The sequence below is a fragment of the Catellatospora methionotrophica genome, assembly GCF_011297335.1.
In the GTDB taxonomy this organism is placed as follows: Bacteria; Actinomycetota; Actinomycetes; order Mycobacteriales; family Micromonosporaceae; genus Catellatospora; species Catellatospora methionotrophica.
In genome coordinates, this window is sequence record NZ_JAAOTJ010000017.1 from 57883 (window position 1) to 74829 (window position 16947).

The 16947-nt window shown below is 70.6% G+C and carries 16 protein-coding genes; 11 read left to right on the forward strand and 5 right to left on the reverse strand.

Annotation, left to right across the window (positions count from 1 at the left end):
- The first annotated feature begins 32 nt into the window (after positions 1–32).
- Both HAV40_RS29145 and HAV40_RS29150 read left to right on the forward strand, forming a co-directional pair.
- Entirely contained in the window at positions 33–734 is a 702-nt protein-coding gene (locus HAV40_RS29145) for a hypothetical protein (protein WP_166386839.1), read from the forward strand.
- A gap of 126 nt (positions 735–860) precedes the next feature.
- Positions 861–2048 (forward strand): S8 family peptidase, encoded by a 1188-nt coding sequence (locus HAV40_RS29150; protein WP_166386841.1) that lies wholly within the window; start codon positions 861–863, stop codon positions 2046–2048.
- 161 nt (positions 2049–2209) lie between these two features.
- On the opposite strand, the gene HAV40_RS29155 is transcribed toward HAV40_RS29150, so the two are convergent.
- Positions 2210–4687, reverse strand: a complete 2478-nt coding sequence (locus HAV40_RS29155; RefSeq protein ID WP_166386843.1) for a GcvT family protein — start codon at positions 4685–4687, stop codon at positions 2210–2212.
- Positions 4688–4848: 161 nt separating this feature from the next.
- Complete coding sequence (locus HAV40_RS29160; RefSeq protein ID WP_166386845.1) at positions 4849–5571, reverse strand: TetR/AcrR family transcriptional regulator; 723 nt, start codon at positions 5569–5571, stop codon at positions 4849–4851.
- Positions 5572–5670: 99 nt separating this feature from the next.
- On the opposite strand from HAV40_RS29160, the gene HAV40_RS29165 reads away from it, so the two are divergent.
- Positions 5671–7779, forward strand: a complete 2109-nt coding sequence (locus tag HAV40_RS29165; protein WP_166386847.1) for an MMPL family transporter — start codon at positions 5671–5673, stop codon at positions 7777–7779.
- A 100-nt stretch (positions 7780–7879) separates the two neighbouring features.
- Here HAV40_RS29165 and HAV40_RS29170 read toward each other — a convergent pair whose 3' ends face one another.
- Positions 7880–8164 carry a hypothetical protein gene (locus tag HAV40_RS29170; protein WP_166386849.1) on the reverse strand — a complete coding sequence of 95 codons (285 nt, stop codon included), beginning with the start codon at positions 8162–8164 and terminating at the stop codon, positions 7880–7882.
- Between the two features lie 171 nt (positions 8165–8335).
- On the opposite strand from HAV40_RS29170, the gene HAV40_RS29175 reads away from it, so the two are divergent.
- The 8 genes from HAV40_RS29175 to ispG all read left to right on the forward strand — a co-directional run bounded on the left by HAV40_RS29175 (position 8336) and on the right by ispG (position 16006).
- Complete coding sequence (locus tag HAV40_RS29175) at positions 8336–8890, forward strand: UTRA domain-containing protein (protein ID WP_166386851.1); 555 nt, start codon at positions 8336–8338, stop codon at positions 8888–8890.
- A complete protein-coding gene (locus HAV40_RS29180; protein ID WP_166386853.1) occupies positions 8871–9647 on the forward strand; it encodes a GntR family transcriptional regulator in 777 nt (258 codons plus the stop codon). The genes HAV40_RS29175 and HAV40_RS29180 overlap by 20 nt, the downstream gene beginning before the upstream one ends.
- 141 nt (positions 9648–9788) lie before the next feature.
- Positions 9789–10943 carry an alkaline phosphatase PhoX gene (locus tag HAV40_RS29185; RefSeq protein ID WP_166386855.1) on the forward strand — a complete coding sequence of 385 codons (1155 nt, stop codon included), beginning with the start codon at positions 9789–9791 and terminating at the stop codon, positions 10941–10943.
- 191 nt (positions 10944–11134) lie between these two features.
- Entirely contained in the window at positions 11135–11683 is a 549-nt protein-coding gene (locus HAV40_RS29190) for a GNAT family N-acetyltransferase (RefSeq protein ID WP_166386857.1), read from the forward strand.
- 99 nt (positions 11684–11782) lie between these two features.
- A complete protein-coding gene (locus tag HAV40_RS29195) occupies positions 11783–12373 on the forward strand; it encodes a Uma2 family endonuclease (RefSeq protein WP_239086928.1) in 591 nt (196 codons plus the stop codon).
- A 60-nt stretch (positions 12374–12433) separates the two neighbouring features.
- On the forward strand, positions 12434–13615 hold the full coding sequence (gene dxr / locus HAV40_RS29200) for a 1-deoxy-D-xylulose-5-phosphate reductoisomerase (RefSeq protein ID WP_166387002.1): 1182 nt from the start codon (positions 12434–12436) through the stop codon (positions 13613–13615).
- The gene (locus HAV40_RS29205) at positions 13612–14835 is read left to right on the forward strand and encodes a M50 family metallopeptidase (protein WP_166387004.1); all 1224 of its coding nucleotides are present in this window, start codon (positions 13612–13614) and stop codon (positions 14833–14835) included. Before dxr ends, HAV40_RS29205 begins: the two co-directional genes overlap by 4 nt.
- Positions 14836–14842: 7 nt before the next feature.
- On the forward strand, positions 14843–16006 hold the full coding sequence (gene ispG, locus HAV40_RS29210; protein WP_166386861.1) for a flavodoxin-dependent (E)-4-hydroxy-3-methylbut-2-enyl-diphosphate synthase: 1164 nt from the start codon (positions 14843–14845) through the stop codon (positions 16004–16006).
- On the opposite strand, the gene HAV40_RS29215 is transcribed toward ispG, so the two are convergent.
- Together HAV40_RS29215 and HAV40_RS29220 are read right to left on the reverse strand one after the other, a co-directional pair.
- Positions 16000–16188 (reverse strand): hypothetical protein, encoded by a 189-nt coding sequence (locus HAV40_RS29215; protein ID WP_166386862.1) that lies wholly within the window; start codon positions 16186–16188, stop codon positions 16000–16002. The two genes, ispG and HAV40_RS29215, sit on opposite strands and share 7 nt — an antisense overlap.
- Positions 16185–16784, reverse strand: coding sequence for a PadR family transcriptional regulator (locus HAV40_RS29220; RefSeq protein ID WP_166386864.1), 600 nt, complete (start codon positions 16782–16784; stop codon positions 16185–16187). The genes HAV40_RS29215 and HAV40_RS29220 overlap by 4 nt, the downstream gene beginning before the upstream one ends.
- Positions 16785–16947 lie beyond the last annotated feature (163 nt).

Sequence of the window (16947 nt, forward strand, 5' to 3'; positions counted from 1 at the left end):
GGCCGGGTGGGGTCGGCGTCTACGCTGCCGCGGTGGCATTCCCCGCTGAGGCCCGACGCGTCCGCGACGAGACGCTGCTACCGGCCGCGCGGCTGCGCGCGCTGAAGCGCTGCGTCAGCGCGTACGCGCCCTACGGCTATCACCGGACGCTGGCGCTGCTGGTCCGCGCACACGGTCGGCTGGACCGGCCGCGGGCGATGTGTGCGGCCCTGGACACGCTCGAACGCAGCCGCCGCCACTGGCAGGCCACCATGGCCGCACTAGCCCAGCTGCGTTACCGGACCCGCCGCAGCGGACGCCGCCCGCCGTTGCCGTATCAACGACATCTGGAGCGGGAGGTCCTCGGCGGTCATGGCTGGCCGGGCGGCCTGCCCCTCGGCAGCCGCCGAGCGGCAAGGCTGGCCAGGCGACCCGTGCAGGTCGCCTTCCTGGTGCGCCACGGCGCGCTGAGCCCGGCCCGGGGCGATGCCGAACGGCAGCTGCGGGCGTACCTGAGTAGGCGAGACGAGGCCAGCCTGCGGCGTCGTGGCGCAGTGCGCCGAGCGCTGGCCGTGTGCCTGCCGCTGGCTGTCGCCGTGGTCGTCGGCACGGCTATGTTGATCAAGCCGTGGGGTCTGACGAGGTCCCAGTTCGCGGCCATCTTCACGCCGCTGGGCATAGCTGTCTGGTGGCTCTACGACGTGCTGGTCGACCGGTTCGGCAGGGCGCGGGGAGAACCCCAATCCTCCCAGTGAACAGCGTCCGGCGAATAAAGTGAAGACTACAAATATTCACATTCCATGTATACGTTCCTCCAAAACAGTTCTGGGGCGCCCTGCCACAAGCCGTGGCGCGTCCGGCCTGACAGGGAGGAATCGACCATGAGACGTGCCCGCGTGTTGGTGCTGGGTGTCGCGGTGGCGCTGGGTGCCGCCGCGCTGCCCGGGGTGGCTGCCGCCGCGCCCCCGGAGGCGGCTGTGCTCGCCGTCGGCGGCGAGGTCGTGGCCGACAGCTACGTCGTGGTCCTCAAGTCCGGCGCGGACGTCTCCGCCGCGACGGGGCTGGCCGGTCGGCACGGGGCGAGCCTGCGCAAGACGTTCCGGGCCGGGCTGAAGGGCTTCTCGTTCAGCGGCAGCGCCCTGGCCGCCCGCCGGATCGCGGCAGATCCGGCCGTGGCGTACGTGCAGCCCAACATGATCCACCGGGCCAGCGCGACGCAGTCGCCCGCGACCTGGGGCATCGACCGCATCGACCAGCGCAATCTGCCGCTGAGCAACTCCTACACGTACTCGAACACCGCGTCGTCGGTGCGGGCGTACATCATCGACACCGGCATCCGGTTCGCGCACAGCGAGTTCGGCGGGCGGGCCGTCTCCGGCTTCGACGCCATCGACGGCGGCGCGGCCGACGACGCCAACGGCCACGGCACGCACGTCGCGGGCACCGTCGGCGGGACCACGTACGGCGTGGCCAAGGGCGTGACCCTGGTCGCGGTGCGGGTGCTGGACGCCGAGGGCAGCGGCACCACCGAGCAGGTCGTGGCGGGCATCGACTGGGTGACCGCCGACCACGACCCGGGCGAGCCCGCGGTCGCCAACATGAGCCTGGGCGGCGGCGCGGACACGGCGCTGGACAACGCGGTGAAGGCGTCGATCGCCGACGGTGTCACGTACGCCATCGCGGCCGGCAACGGCATCCTGGGCCTCTTCGCGGCCAACGCCTGCAACTACTCGCCCGCCCGGGTGCCCGAGGCGATCACGGTGTCGGCGACGCAGACCAACGACAGCAAGGTCTCCTGGGCCAACCGGGGCACCTGTGTCGACATCTTCGCGCCGGGCGTGAACATCACCTCGTCGTGGTTCACCAACAACACGGCCACCAACACCATCAGCGGCACGTCGATGGCCACGCCGCACGTGGCGGGCGCGGTGGCGCTGTACCTGCAGAACAACCCGGGCGCGACGCCCGCGCAGGTGCAGGCGGCGCTGATCGCCAACGCGACCACGGGCGTCGTCGGCTCGCCGGGCAGCGGCTCCCCGAACCGCCTCCTCTACACCGGCAACTTCTGACCCCACCCCTCAAGCCCCGGCGGGGTCCTGACCCCCGAACCCCGCCGGGCACCGGCAGGGCGCGCCGAGGGGGCCGCCTTGCAACGACGCTGGCCTATCTCATCGAAAAAACTGAGCTCGAATTCGATGAGATAGGCCAGTGTCAATAGAGGGCGCGAGCGTCACATCCTGACGCGCTCGTTCTTCGGGTCGTAGAGGGGGCGCAGGGCGGCCGTGGCCGGGTAGGTGCGCTCGGCGACCTCCACCGTCCAGGTCCCCGCGTCGATCCAGCCCTGGTCGAGTGGCACGTCCCCAGCGTCGATCATCGCCAGCCCGACGGCTCCGCCGAGCGTGTGCCCGTACGACGCGGCCCTGATGTAGCCCACCGGCACCCCGTCGCGCCGCACCACCTCGGCGTGGAACATCATCGCGTCCGGGTCCGTGACCAGGATCTGTAGCAGGCGGCGGCGCAGCGGCCCCTCGGCCTTCTTGGCCAGCACCGCGTCGCGCCCGATGAACCCGCCCGGCTTGTCCAGTGCGACCGCGAACCCGAGCCCCGCCTCCAGCACCGAGTCGGTGTTGTCGATGTCGTGCCCGTAGTCGCGGTAGCCCTTCTCCATCCGCAGGCTGGACAGCGCCTTGAGGCCCGCGTGCCGCAGCCCCAGCGGCCGCCCGGCCGCGACCAGCCGGTCGTACGCGTGCACCGCCTGCTCGGCCGGGATGTACAGCTCGTAGCCGAGCTCGCCCAGGTAGGTGATCCGGATGCACAGCGCGCGGGCGAAGCCGAGGTCGATCTCGCGTGCCGTCCGGAAGGCGAACGCCTCGTTCGACATGTCCGCCGTGGTCACGGCCGCGAGCAGCTCACGCGAACGGGGCCCCTGGATGTTGATCTGGGCGTACGCCCCGGTCACGTCGGTCGCGAACGCGTGCGCCCCGGTTGCCTCGAAGTGGCGGCGCATCCGCGTCTCGACGTGCCGGTGCGCGGTGTCGGAGGCGACCACCCAGAACCGGTCGTCGGCCAGTTTCGTGACGGTCAGGTCGGCCTCCAGGGTGCCGCCCTCGTTCAGCCACTGGGTGTACGTGATCATGCCCGGCTCGCCGTCGACCCGGTTGGCGCTCAGCCGCTCCAGCGCCGTCCCCGCGTCCCGCCCCTGCACCAGGAACTTCGCCATGAACGACATGTCCATGAGGATCACGCCCTCGCGGGCGGCCCGGTGCTCGGCGGCCCAGTACCCGAACCAGTTCTGCCGCCCCCAGGACAGCTTCTCGACCTTGGGCGCGACACCCTCGGGGGCGTACCAGTCGGGGCTCTCCCAGCCGCTGACGTCCTTGAAGTAGCCGCGCTCGGCGCGCAGGCGCTCGTGGATCGGGGACAGCTTCGCGTCGCGCGCGGTCTCCATCGACTTGCCGGGGTAGTGCGGTGCGTAGACCATGCCCAGCGACTCCACCGTGCGGGTCGCGCGGTAGGCCGGGTTGGCCTGGTACGTGTGCAGCCGGTCGATGTTCATGCCGGTCACGTCGATGTCCGGGCGGCCGTTGAGGATCCAGTGCGCCATGGCGCGGCCGATGCCGCCGCCGGTCAGGATGCCGATCGAGTTCAGGCCCGCCGCGACGAAGTAGTTCTTCAGCTCCGGGGCCTCGCCGAGGATCGGGGCCAGGTCCGGGGTGAAGCTCTCCGGGCCGCAGAAGAACTTGCGCACGCCGACCTCGGTCGAGATCGGGATACGGGCCATCGCCTTCTCCAGGTACGGCGCCATGCGGTCCCAGTCCGGGGGCAGCTCGCCGAAGGAGAACGTGTCCGGGACGCCTTCGACCTTCCACGGCGCGCACAGCGCCTCGAACAGGCCGATCATGAGCCCGGCGCCCTCCTCGCGGAAGTAGCCGTACGACGAGGGGTCCTCCAGCACAGGCAGGTCGCCGTGCATACCGTCGATCGGTTCGGTGATCAGGTAGTAGTGCTCGGCGGCCTGCAGCGGGATGCTCACGCCGGCCTTCTCGCCGAGCTGGCGGGCCCACATGCCCGCGCAGTTGACCACGAACTCGGCCTTGATGTCGCCGTACGGCGTGCGTACGCCGGTGACGGTGTTGCCCTGCTTCAGGAACCCGGTCGCGGGAACGTTCTCGATGATGCGTACGCCCCGCAGGCGGGCGCCCTTCGCCAGCGACATGGTGACGTCGACAGGGTTGGCCCGGCCGTCCTCGGCGACGTAGAACCCGGCCAGCACGTCGTCGACGTTCGCCAGCGGGAACAGGCCCTTGACCTCGGCCGGGGAGACCTCGTGCACGTCGATGCCGCACAGCCGGTTGAACGCCGACACCCGCCGGTACTCCTCCAGCCGGTCCGCGTCCGTGGCGACCTGCACGAACCCGACCTGCTTCAGCCCGGTGGCCAGGCCCGTCTCGGCCTCCAGCCGGGCGTACAGGTCACGGGTGTACTTGCGCATCTCGGTCGACGTCTCCGACATCGAGCCGAAGGTGACCATGAGACCGGCGGCGTGCCAGGTGGTGCCGGAAGTGAGCTTGTCCCGCTCCAGCAGCACCACGTCCGCGCACCCCGCCTGCGCCAGGTGGTACGCGATGGAGGTCCCGATGACCCCACCCCCGACCACCACCACGCGCGCACGCTCAGGCAACTGCGGACCGGATGTGTCACTCGTCATAGCGCGCGAGCCTACCTTCCTGACCAGCGAATCAGTCACCCCCCGCCCACCCCACCCCCCACCTGCCGCAACTCGCGGCCCCCGGCCCCCGGCCCCCGGCCCACCCAAGCCGCAACTCTTAAAGAGTCGCGGCCTCCGAGGCGCTCTTTGGGCACAACTCTTTAAGAGTTGCGGACCGAGGCGGCGGCGGCGGTGGGGGTGGGGTGGACCTGGGCGGCGAAGAAGGCGAGTTCGGCTTCGAAGAGGGGTTGGGTGTCGGTGGCGGCCCAGGTGAGCTGCCCGAAGAGTTCGGCGGCGAGGATGCCGTAGAGGCGGGTCCAGGAGGTCAGGAAGACGGCGGTGACCTCGATCGGCAGCTCGCCGTGGGCGGGTAGCGCCCCGGCGAGGCGGTCGAGGTCGACGTGGCCGATGTCGGGAAGCCGACCGGCCTGCCACAGCTCCAGCATGGGCTGCACGAAGATCTGGCCGAGCTGCGCGCCCGCGCACTGCAGGTCGTCGCACTGCTGGTGGAACTGCTCCACGCCGGGCAGCGGCGGCCCGAACATCAGGGTCGCCTCGGGCCGGTGGGCCAGCGCCCAGCGCCGCAGCTCGCGCGCCATGACGAGCAGCCGCCGCACCGGATCGGGGTCGCCGTCGGCGTCGCGGGCGGCCTCGCAGGCGATGCGCACCTCGTTGTGCAGGTCCGTGCACAGCTCGATGACCAGGGCGTCCAGCGCGGGCACGTAGCGGTAGAGCGCGGCGGCGGTCATCCCCATCTCCCGGGCGATGGCGCGCAGCGAGATCGCCGCCGGGCCGCCCGCGACGAGCTGCGCCCGTGCCAGGTCCTTGATCTCGGTCAAGGTGCGCTCGCGCAGGCGCTCGCGGCGGTGTGAGGTGTCCGACATGAAGCTCCCTTGACGGCAGTGAACGCCGTCCGCGAAAGTAAACACCGTTCACTCAAATGAGTGCCGTAAACAAGCATATCGGTTCCGGGAAGGAATCCCATGTTCGCGTGGTGGGGGCGTGCGGTGTACCGCTGGCGCTGGCTGGTGCTCGGCATCGCCGCCGGGGTGCTGGTCATCGGCGCGAGCTGGGGTGGCGGGGTGTTCGGCGACCTGATCAGCGGCGGGTTCGACGACCCGGCCAGCGCGTCCAGCCGGGCGCACCGCGAGATCACCGCCCAGCTCGGCCGCCAGGACGTCGACGTCCTGGCGCTGTACTCCTCGGACAGCCTGACCCAGGACCAGCCCGCGTTCCGCGACGCGGTGACCGCCGTCGCGACCGAACTGTCCGGGCGGCCCGAGGTGTCCAGCGTCGTCGGCGCGCACACCCCGAACCTGCCCGGCCGCTTCACCTCCTCGGACGGGCACGCCACCTACCTGGCGATCCAGCTGCGCGACGGCGACGAGAACAGCAAGCTCGACGACCTCGCCGCGCTGCGCGACGACCTGGCCGCCGACGGGTTGCACACCGAGATCGGCGGCCTCATCCCGTTCCTGGACGACGCGAACACGCGGATCAACGACGACATCACCAAAGCCGAGCTGATCAGCCTGCCGATCCTGCTGGTGCTGCTCGTGTTCATCTTCCGGGGCCTGGTCGCCGCCGTCACGCCGCTGTTCGTCGGGGTGCTCGCGGTGCTCGGCGCGTTCATCGCCGTACGCCTGATCGCGCAGGTCACCGACGTGTCCGTGTTCGCCGTCAACATCATCACGATGCTCGGCCTGGGGATGGCCATCGACTACGCGCTGTTCGTGGTCAGCCGGTTCCGGGAGGAGTTGGCGGCCGGACACGGTCCCGCCGAGGCGGTCGCGCGCACGCTGTCCACCGCCGGGCGGACCGTGCTGGTCTCCGGGCTGACCGTGGCGCTGGCGCTGGCCAGCCTGCTGATCTTCCCGATGGACTTCCTCAAGTCGATGGCCTGGGGTGGCATGGCTGCCGTGCTCGTGGCCATGCTCGCCGCGCTCACCGCCCTGCCCGCCCTGCTGGCCGTACTCGGCCCGAAGGTCAACGCGCTGCGCGTGCCGCAGCCGTTGCTGTTCCGCGCCCGCCCCGCCGGGGAGGGCGGCTGGGCGCGCATCGCCCGCAGCGTGATGAACCGGCCCGTGCTGTACGCCCTCGGGGTCACCGCAGTCCTGGTGCTGGTCGCGACCCCGTTCCTGCGGGCCCAGTTCGGCGGGTTCGACGAGCGGGTGCTGCCCGCGGGCACCGAGTCGCGCACCGTCACCGAGCGCATCGCCGCCGAGTTCCCCGGCGGCAGCGCCGCCCCGATCAGCGTCCTGGTGCTCGGCCCCGGCGCGGACACCATGCTGGCCCGCATCCAGGCCGTCGACAATGTGCCGAGTGCCATGATCGCGGCGCAGAAGGGCGACGCCACGCTGATCACGGCGTCCTACCCGGGGGAGCCCGCCGACGCCAGCGCCCGCGACGTCGTGCAGGCCATCCGGGACCTGCCCGTGCCCGACGGCGCGCAGGTGCTGGTCGGTGGGCGTACCGCGGCGGACCTGGACCAGCTCGACTCCATCGGCGGGCGGCTGCCGTGGATGCTCGGCATGGTCGCGCTGAGCACGTTCCTGCTGCTGTTCCTGGCGTTCGGCTCCATCGTGCTGCCGCTCAAGGCCATCGTCATGAACGTCGTCTCGATCGGGGCGTCGTTCGGCGTCGTCGTGTGGATCTTCCAGGACGGGCACCTGTCGGAGTGGCTCGGCTTCACCGTCACCGGCTTCCTGGAACCCGGCAACATGGTGCTGATGCTGGCGGTCCTGTTCGGGCTCGCCACCGACTACGAGGTGTTCCTGCTGTCGCGGGTCCGCGAGGAGTGGGACGCCACCGGCGACAACACCCAGGCCGTCGCGTCCGGGCTCCAGCGCACCGGCGGGATCATCACCGCGGCGGCGCTGCTGCTGATGGTGGTCCTCGGCGGCTTCGCGACCGGCGGCACCACGACGATCAAGGTGCTCGGCGTCGGCATGGTGGTCGCCGTGGCCATCGACGCCGCCCTGGTCCGGGCGGTGCTGGTGCCCGCCACGATGCGCCTGCTGGGCCGCTGGAACTGGTGGGCCCCCGGCCCCCTCCGCCTCGTCTACCGCCGCTACGGCCTCAAGGAGGCCTGACCGCCCCGCCCCAGCGCCGCGAGGCGCCGCTTCAAGATCGCTGTTTCGGGTCAGAAAGTGTGGTTGGACCACACGTTCTGACCCGAAACAGCGATCTTTCCTAGTGCCGCGGCAGTTGGCCAGGCTCGGCGATCCGCCTGCGGATCACGTGGTACGCCAGCGCGCAGGCGAGGTTCGCGCGGGCAGAGGACGGCCACATCGCGGCGTACTCCTGGCGCTCCATGACGGTGGCCCGTGCCCTCGCCCGCAGTGTGCCGAGCTCACGAGAGCGTTGAGCGAGTACGGCGACCTGCGCCAAGCCTCCGGCGGCGGCGATGCCGTCGCGCACCCACGCCTCGATCTGCGCCGTCGCCGCTGCTCGCACGAGGGCGGCGTCCGTTGGCATGGGTGAGTGGTAGAGGGCCACGGCAAGGTCGCCATACGCAAGGTTCGACAGGGGATCCGCCGGTCCGGCGCTCATGGGTGCTCCACTTCAAGGAAGTGACATGCGTCGCTGTTAACCTTAATGCCTTGCTACTTAAGTCATCAAGGTTGTGTCGGGGGTAGAGTGCGCACCATGAGACCTCTGGGCCGGCACGCGGGCGAACCCGTGTCCTATGTGCTGCCCCAGCCGCCGGGTGCTCCTGACGCGTGGACCACCGAAGCCGCCCAGCAGGGCCGGGTGGGCTCCCAGCGGCTGCTGGAAGTGGCCGAAGTGGTCCCGCCGGGAGCCGTGGCTTCGGTGCTCGGCCCGGCCGTGGTGGTACGTCGCCGCCTGGTGCTGCTCGACGGGCAGCCGGTGGAACTGGCCGACTCGTACTACCCGCTGGAGATTGCGCGAGGCACCGGGCTCGCCCAAGCCGCACGGATCCGTGGTGGCGCGCCGACGCTACTGGCCGAACTCGGCTTCCGGCCCGACGAGGTGGCCGAGCAACTGGCCGTCAGGCCGGGCACTGCGGCCGAGACGGCCGCGCTCGATCTGCCAGGCGGCAGCCAGGTGGTGGAGCTGGTCCGGGTGACCTATGAGCGCGACGGCAGCCCCTATGAGGTCGCGGTGATGGTGATGCGGCCGGAGGGACGCGTATTCCGTTACCGGATGAAGGTGGACGACGATGGCGTATCGCGACGCTAGGCCGCGCCACCACCAGATCGCCGCCGAACTACGTGCCCTGATCATGTCGGGTGAGCTGGCCACCGGCACCCGGCTGGAGTCGACGCAGCAGCTCATGACCCGATTCGCGGTGACCGGGCAGACGGTGCAGCGGGCACTGGCCGTGCTCAAGGACGAGGGATTCGTCGTCGGCCGGGCGGGACTGGGCGTGTTCGTGCGCGACCTTTCGCCGCTGGCGATCGAACCCGCCGCCTACATGCCACCGGCTCGACCCGGTGCCGGTTCCCGCTGGACCGACGGCGGCGGCCACGGCCGGGGCCGCATACACCTGGTCGACGTGCGTGAGGTCCAGCCGCCCGCGTCAGTGGCGGTGGCGCTGGGGCTCGCCGACGGCGTCGGGGCGCAGTTGCGCCAGCAGGTCCTTTTCCTCGACGACGAGCCGGTCGAGCTGGCGTGGCTGTACTTCCCGCTGGACCTCGCCCGGGGCACCGCCCTCGCGGAGCGCAGACTGGTCCGCGGCGGCATACCGCGGTTGCTGGCCGAGGCCGGACACCCGCCGGTCGACTGGACCGACCGGATCTCCGCCCGTTCCGCCACGACCGAGGAAGCCCGGCTGCTCGAACTGCCCGGCGAGGTTCCCGTGCTGCGCACCGCCCGTACGGTGCGCACCGACGGCGGCCGCCCGATCGAGGCGAGCGTGCTCGTCAAGGGCGCGCACCGGTACGAGCTCTCGTACCACCAGGTGGTGGCTCCAGCGGGCGGCGCGTCTCAGCAGTGATCGCGGTGGCGGTCGCGCGCGGATCTTGGCCTGTCTCCCGGCTACCGTGGAGACACGAGGAGTTCATCTGACCACGGGATGGGCGACGTCTGCGGCACCTAGCGTGCTGGCGACAGACATCGACCGACGTGGAGGTCTAACGTGGACCGTCGAAACGTGCTGCGTGCCGGATTCGTGGGCGGCGCCGCTGCCGCCTTCTCGGGCGCGCTGTGGAAAGAGGCGTTCGCCGCGCCCGCCCAGCCCGGTCCGGGCCCCTATGGCGCGCTGCTGGCGGCCGACGCGAACGGGATCATGCTGCCCGCCGGTTTCACCAGCCGGGTCATCGCGCGCTCCAGCCAGACAGTGCCCGGCACTTCGTACACCTGGCATGCCGCTCCCGACGGCGGCGCCTGCTTCGCCGACGGCTCGGGCTGGATCTACGTGTCCAACGCCGAGGTGTCCTCGGGCGGGGCGTCGGCGGTGAAGTTCAACTCCGGCGGCACGGTGACCAGCGCGTACCGCATCCTGTCCGGGACCTCGACCAACTGCGCGGGCGGGCATACGCCCTGGAACACGTGGCTGTCGTGCGAGGAGACGTCGACCGGCCGGGTGTGGGAGACAGACCCGTGGGGCGTGAACGCGGCTGCGGCCCGCCCGGCGATGGGCCGTTTCAAGCACGAGGCCGCCGCCTGCGACCCGGTCAACCACGTCATCTACCTGACCGAGGACGAGACCAACGGCTGCTTCTACCGGTTCATCCCGAACAGCTGGGGCAACCTGGCCACCGGCACGCTCCAGGTCGCCAAGGGCGGTTCGGGCACCGCCGTCACGCTCACCTGGGCCACCGTGCCCGACCCGGACGGCTCGCCGACCGCGACCCGCAACCAGGTCAGCGGGGTGAAGAGGTTCAACGGCGGCGAGGGCTGCTGGTACGACAACGGCATCGTCTATTTCACGACCAAGGGCGACAACCGGGTCTGGGCGTACAACACCGCAACCTCCAAGATCGAGCTGGCGTACGACGACTCGCTGGTGAGCGGCACACCGCCGCTGACCGGGGTCGACAACATCACCGGCAGCGCGACCAGCGGCGACCTGTACGTCGCCGAGGACGGCGGCAACCTGGAGATCTGCGTGATCACCCCGGACGACGTCATCGCGCCGTTCCTGCGCATCACGGGGCAGAGCTCCTCGGAGGTCACCGGCCCGGCCTTCAACCCGGCCGGGAACCGTTTCTACTTCTCGTCCCAGCGGGGCACCTCGGGCTCTTCTTCCGGCGGCATCACGTACGAGGTCACCGGCCCCTTCCGCAGCTGATCGGAGCGACTGCCGGGCCGCGCGGACCCGGCTCGGCAGGCGTCGCCCGGCGTCGGCGGGCGGCTGGGCACGGCCCCGCCGAACCTCGTACGCGCGTGGGAGGATGTGGCTCCCTCGCCGTGGAGACCGCCCATGCCTGTGACCGGCACCTACGGGATCGTGTGCCCGCCCGTCGTTCCGGCGGCGACGGCATGACCGTCGTGGCTGCCGCGCAGCGGCTGATCGTCCGGGAGTGGACCGGCAGCTCCGCCGACCTGGCCCGCAACTACGACATCTACCGGCGCGAAGGGGTCACCCGCTGGCTGGGCATGCCTGTGCCGTTGAGCGAACCGGCGCAGTCGCAGCTGGTCATCGACCGGCGGCGGGAGTTCTACGCGGCCGAGCCCGGCTACGGCGTGTGGGCGGCCGAGCGGCGCGACACCGGTGTGGTCGCCGGGTCGGTGCTGCTCAAGCCACTGCCGAAGCCCACCGACGGTCCGGGGGAGGGCGAGGTGGAGATCGGCTGGCACTTCCATCCGGACAGCTGGGGACACGGGTACGCCACGGAGGCGGCACAGGCGGTGCTCGCCCACGGGTGGGCGCTCGGGCTGGCCGAGATCCACGCCATCGCCCGCCCGGACAACGCGCCCTCGCTGGCGGTCATGCGCCGTCTCGGCATGACCCGCCTCGGCCGCACCCACCGCTGGTACGGCATCGAAGCGGAGCTGTACGTGATCAGCAAGCCGCCGGGGGTTTGGTGAGGTAACACGCCCTTATCCGAAGGTCGACATCTGCCGCCGTACGCCATGCGCCGTTAGGCTGGTGACGGCAGAATCTCCCCGCGGAAGGGGGTGAGCGCGATGGCGGCACCGGTAGAAGCACGGCGACTGCACATGATCGAGGAATGGTCCGAGGTCGAGCAGTGGACCGCCGAGCTGGCACTGCGACTGCTCCCCGAAACGAACGGCCCCACCATCGAGGTCTTCTGCGGGAGTGTCATCGTGTCTCCGCACGCGAACATGGATCATCAGACGATCATGCGAGAGATCGTCTATCGGCTGCATCACGCCGCGAGAGGCATCGACTGCTGGGCATACCCCGAGAGCAACCTGATCTCCGGGGACGATCTCTTCATTCCGGACTTCGGGGTGTTCCGGGTCTCGGGCAGCGGGAAGGTGGCGATGAACATCGCTGACGCGCTGCTGCTGGGCGAGATCGTCTCACCGGGCAACCGCCGCAAGGACATCATCGACCGGCCCAAGCAGTACGCTGCCGCGGGTGTCCCGTGGTTCATGCGGGTCGAGTGCCGCAACCGGGTGCCGGTGCTGGCCCTGCATTCTCTCGTCGACGGGGAGTATCGGCCGGTCGCAGCCGCTGCGGCAGGCACCCGATTCGTCATGAGGGAGCCGTTCGCGTTCGAGATCGATCCCGCCGACCTGCTGGACGAGTAGCCCGCTCAGCGAGCGTCCAGCGGGCTCGGCGAGAATGAGGGCATGATCCCCCGCGAGATCGTGCTGCTCGGCTCCACCGGGTCGATCGGCACCCAGGCGATAGACATCGTGCGCCGTAACCCGGACCGGTTCCGGGTGGTGGCGCTGGGCGCGGGCGGCGGCAACGTGGCCCTGTTGGCCCAGCAGGCGCTGGAGCTGGGCGTCGAGGCGGTCGGGGTGGCCAAGGCGACCGCCGCGCAGGACCTGCAGCTGGCGTTCTACGCCGAGGCGCAGCGGCGGGGGTGGTCGTCGGGGGAGTTCAAGCTGCCGAAGATCCTGGCCGGGCCGCAGGCGATGACGGAGCTCGCGCAGTGGCCGGCCGACATCGTGCTCAACGGGGTGGTCGGTTCGCTGGGCCTCGCGCCGACGCTGGCCGCGCTGCGGGCGGGGCGCATCCTGGCGCTGGCCAACAAGGAGTCGCTGGTGGCCGGCGGGCCGCTGGTGCGGGCGGTGGCCAAGCCGGGGCAGATCGTGCCGGTCGACAGCGAGCACTCGGCGCTGGCGCAGTGCCTGCGCGGTGGCTCGCGGGCCGAGGTGCGCAAGCTGATCCTGACCGCGAGCGGGGGCGCGTTCCGTGGCCGCCGCCGTGAGGAGCTGGGCGCGGTCACCGTCGAGGAGGCGCTCAAGCACCCGACGTGGGACATGGGGCCGGTGGTGACGATCAACTCGGCGACGCTGGTCAACAAGGGCCTTGAGGTGATCGAGGCGCACGAGCTGTTCGACGTGGCGTACGACGACATCGAGGTGATGGTGCACCCGCAGTCGGTGCTGCACTCGCTGGTCGAGTTCACCGACGGCTCGACGCTGGCCCAGGCGAGCCCGCCGGACATGCGGCTGCCGATCGCGCTGGCGCTGGGCTGGCCGGACCGGGTGCCGCAGGCGGCCGCGCCGGTCGACTGGACGATCGCGCACAACTGGGAGCTGCGGCCGCTGGACACCGAAGCCTTTCCGGCGGTGGAACTGGCCAAGGCCGCGGGCCGGGCGGGGCGATGCCGACCGGCGATCTACAACGCCGCGAACGAGGAATGTGTGGCGGCTTTCACAGCGGGAAGTCTGCCGTTCCTGGCCATCGTCGACACCCTCGCGGAGATCCTCGACGGTGCGCCCGACTTCGACGAACCGGGTACCGTCGAGGACGTGCTCGCCGCCGAGCACTGGGCGCGTACGCGCGCACACGAATTGATCAAGGAGAAGAGCGCCTGATGAACGCCCTGGGGATCGCCCTCTTCGCGCTTGTCATCCTGATCTCGGTGAGCCTGCACGAGGCGGGCCACATGGGCACCGCCAAGGCCTTCGGCATGAAGGTGACCCGCTACTTCGTGGGCTTCGGTCCGACCCTCTGGTCGTTCCGCCGCGGCGAGACCGAGTACGGCGTCAAGGGCATCCCGCTCGGTGGCTTCGTCAAGATCGTCGGCATGACGCCGCAGGACGAGGACGCCGACGACGCCAAGGCGATGTGGCGCTTCCCGGTGTGGAAGCGCTCGATCGTGATGTCGGCGGGCTCGCTCGTGCACTTCATCCTGGCCGCGGTCGCGATCTGGGGCCTGGCCATGTTCTCCGGCCTGCCGAACCCGGCACTCGACCACCCGGAGAGCCCGCAGCTGGCGCAGCCGCCCGTGGTCCAGGTGCAGCCGTGCGTGGTGACCGGGACGGCCACCACCTGCACCCCGCAGGACCCGACCAGCCCGGCGAAGGCCGCGGGCCTGCAGGACGGCGACGTCCTGCTGGCCGTCAACGGCCACCCGGTGTCGAACTGGGGCCAGGCCGTCGAGCAGATCCGGCCGCTGGCTCCGGGCCAGGTCGCCACCATGACCGTCAAGCGCGGCGACGCCGAGCAGACCCTGCAGGTCACGCCTGCCGGGGTCGAGCGCAAGATGACCGACGGCAGCACCCGTAAGGTCGCCGCGATCGGTGTCGGGCTCAGCCCGACGGTCCCGTACTTCGTGAAGTACGGCCCGGTGGACGCGGTCGGCGCGAGCGCGCAGCACGCGGGCAACATGGTCGGTGCCACGTTCGAGGCGCTCAAGCAGTTCCCGCAGCGCATCCCGGCGCTGTTCTCCGCCATCGGCGGCGCCGAGCGCGACCCGAACACCCCGATCAGCGTCGTGGGCATCAGCCTGCTGGGCGGCGAGGCCGTCGAGCAGGGCGCGTGGGATCTGTTCGTATCGCTGTTCATCGCGTTCAACCTGTTCATCGGCATCTTCAACCTGCTGCCGTTGCTTCCCCTGGACGGGGGACACCTGTTCATCGCGTGGTTCGAGAGAATTCGTTCATGGGTGTACGCGCGGTTGCACAAGCCAGACCCGGGCCGGGTCGACTACTTCAAGCTGATGCCGTTGACCTATACGGTCATCCTGATCTTCGGTGCGTTCACGCTGCTGACCGTCACCGCGGACCTCGTCAACCCCATCTCGATCAAGTGAGTGTGCTGTGACTGCGATCAACCTTGGTATGCCGGCCGCTCCCCCCGTGCCGCTCGCGCCGCGGCGCCAGAGCCGGCAGATCATGGTCGGCAGCGTGCCGGTCGGCGGGGGAGCCCCGATCAGCGTGCAGTCGATGACGACGACGCTGACCTCCGACGTCAACGCGACCCTTCAGCAGATCGCGGAGCTGACCGCGTCCGGCTGCCAGATCGTCCGGGTGGCGGTGCCGTCCCAGGACGACGTCGAGGCGCTGCCCGCGATCGCGCGCAAGTCGCCGATCCCGGTGATCGCCGACATCCACTTCCAGCCCAAGTACGTGTTCGCGGCGATCGACGCCGGGTGCGCGGCGGTGCGGGTCAACCCGGGCAACATCCGGCAGTTCGACGACAAGGTCAAGGAGATCGCCGCGGCGGCCTCCGCGGCCCGGGTCCCGATCCGCATCGGCGTGAACGCGGGCTCGCTGGACAAGCGCCTGCTGGAGAAGTACGGCAAGCCCACCGCGGAGGCGCTGGTCGAGTCCGCGCTGTGGGAGTGCTCGCTGTTCGAGGAGCACGGCTTCCGTGACATCAAGATCAGCGTGAAGCACAACGACCCGGTCGTGATGATCCGGGCGTACCGGCTGCTCGCGCAGCAGTGCGACTACCCGCTGCACCTCGGCGTGACCGAGGCGGGCCCGGCGTTCCAGGGCACCGTGAAGTCGGCGGTCGCGTTCGGCGCGCTGCTGGCCGAGGGCATCGGCGACACCATCCGGGTGTCGCTGTCCGCCCCGCCGGTCGAGGAGATCAAGGTCGGCACGGCGATCCTGGAGTCGCTGAACCTCAAGGAGCGGGGCCTGGAGATCGTGTCCTGCCCGTCCTGCGGCCGCGCCCAGGTCGACGTGTACACGCTCGCCGAGCAGGTCACCGCCGCTCTGGAGGGTTTCCCGGCACCGCTGCGGGTCGCCGTCATGGGCTGCGTCGTCAACGGCCCCGGCGAGGCCCGCGAGGCCGACCTCGGTGTCGCCTCCGGCAACGGCAAGGGCCAGATCTTCGTCAAGGGCCAGGTCATCAAGACCGTGCCCGAGTCGATGATCGTGGAGACCCTGGTCGAGGAGGCCATGAAGATCGCCGCCGACATGGGCATCGACCCGCTCGCCGACGAGCCCGCCGCCGCGGTGGTCACCGTTCACTGACCGGGTGAGACACCGGAGAAGGCCCCGTTCCGCGAGGAACGGGGCCTTCTCTCGTCGTGCTCGGTGCCGGACGGCGTCGCGGCGAGTTCGCGGGAACCGTCGCCGGTCGCCGGGGCTGTCTGCCGGACCACCCGTACGCGCAGGGTCGCCGCGATGATCGGGTGGCGCATGCTCAGGGTCACTCGGCGAGGATGGCGTAGAGCTTGCGCTTGGTGTCCTGCATCGTCTGCAGGGCCTGCTGGCGCTGGGCGGGGGTGCCGGACATGGCGACCTGGCGCAGCGCGCTCATGATGGCGAAGCCCGCCTCGCGGAACTCCTGGGACTCGGCGATGTGGTCGGCGTCGAAGTCCTGCCAGGGACGGCCCTGGCCCGACTCGCCCGCCCGCTCGGCCTCGGCCCGGCCGGTCTCGGTGAGGGTGAACCGCTTGCGGCCGCCCGTCTCCTCGCTGACGATCAGGCCCTCGTCCTCCAGCAGCTGTAGCGTCGGGTAGATCGAGCCGGGGCTCGGGCGCCATACGCCGCCGGTGCGGGTCTCCAATTCGGAGATCATCTCGTATCCGTGCATCGGCCGCTCCAGCAGCAGCCCCAGCACCGCCGCGCGGGTGTTGCCGCGCCGGCCGCGTCCCCTGCCGTGTCCGCGCCCGCCGGGGCCGAAGCCGCCGAACGGGGGCCGCATCGGCCCGAAGGCGAACAGCCGGGGGTCGTGGTGCCCGTGCCCGTGGCCGCCGTGGCCATGTCCGTGCTCGTGGGTGTCGTGTCCGTGGTGTCGTCGGAACATGTCGTTTCTCCTGGTTCTTGCCGTGGACCCGCGCGCTGCGAGCCTCTGCTGACTATCGCGAACGTATCGGCGATGTGTTTACGATATATCGGCAACGTGTCGACGACAACCCCGATTAAGGGGGATACCACTGGCGGGTCGCGCGGATCTCACTAGGCTGTGG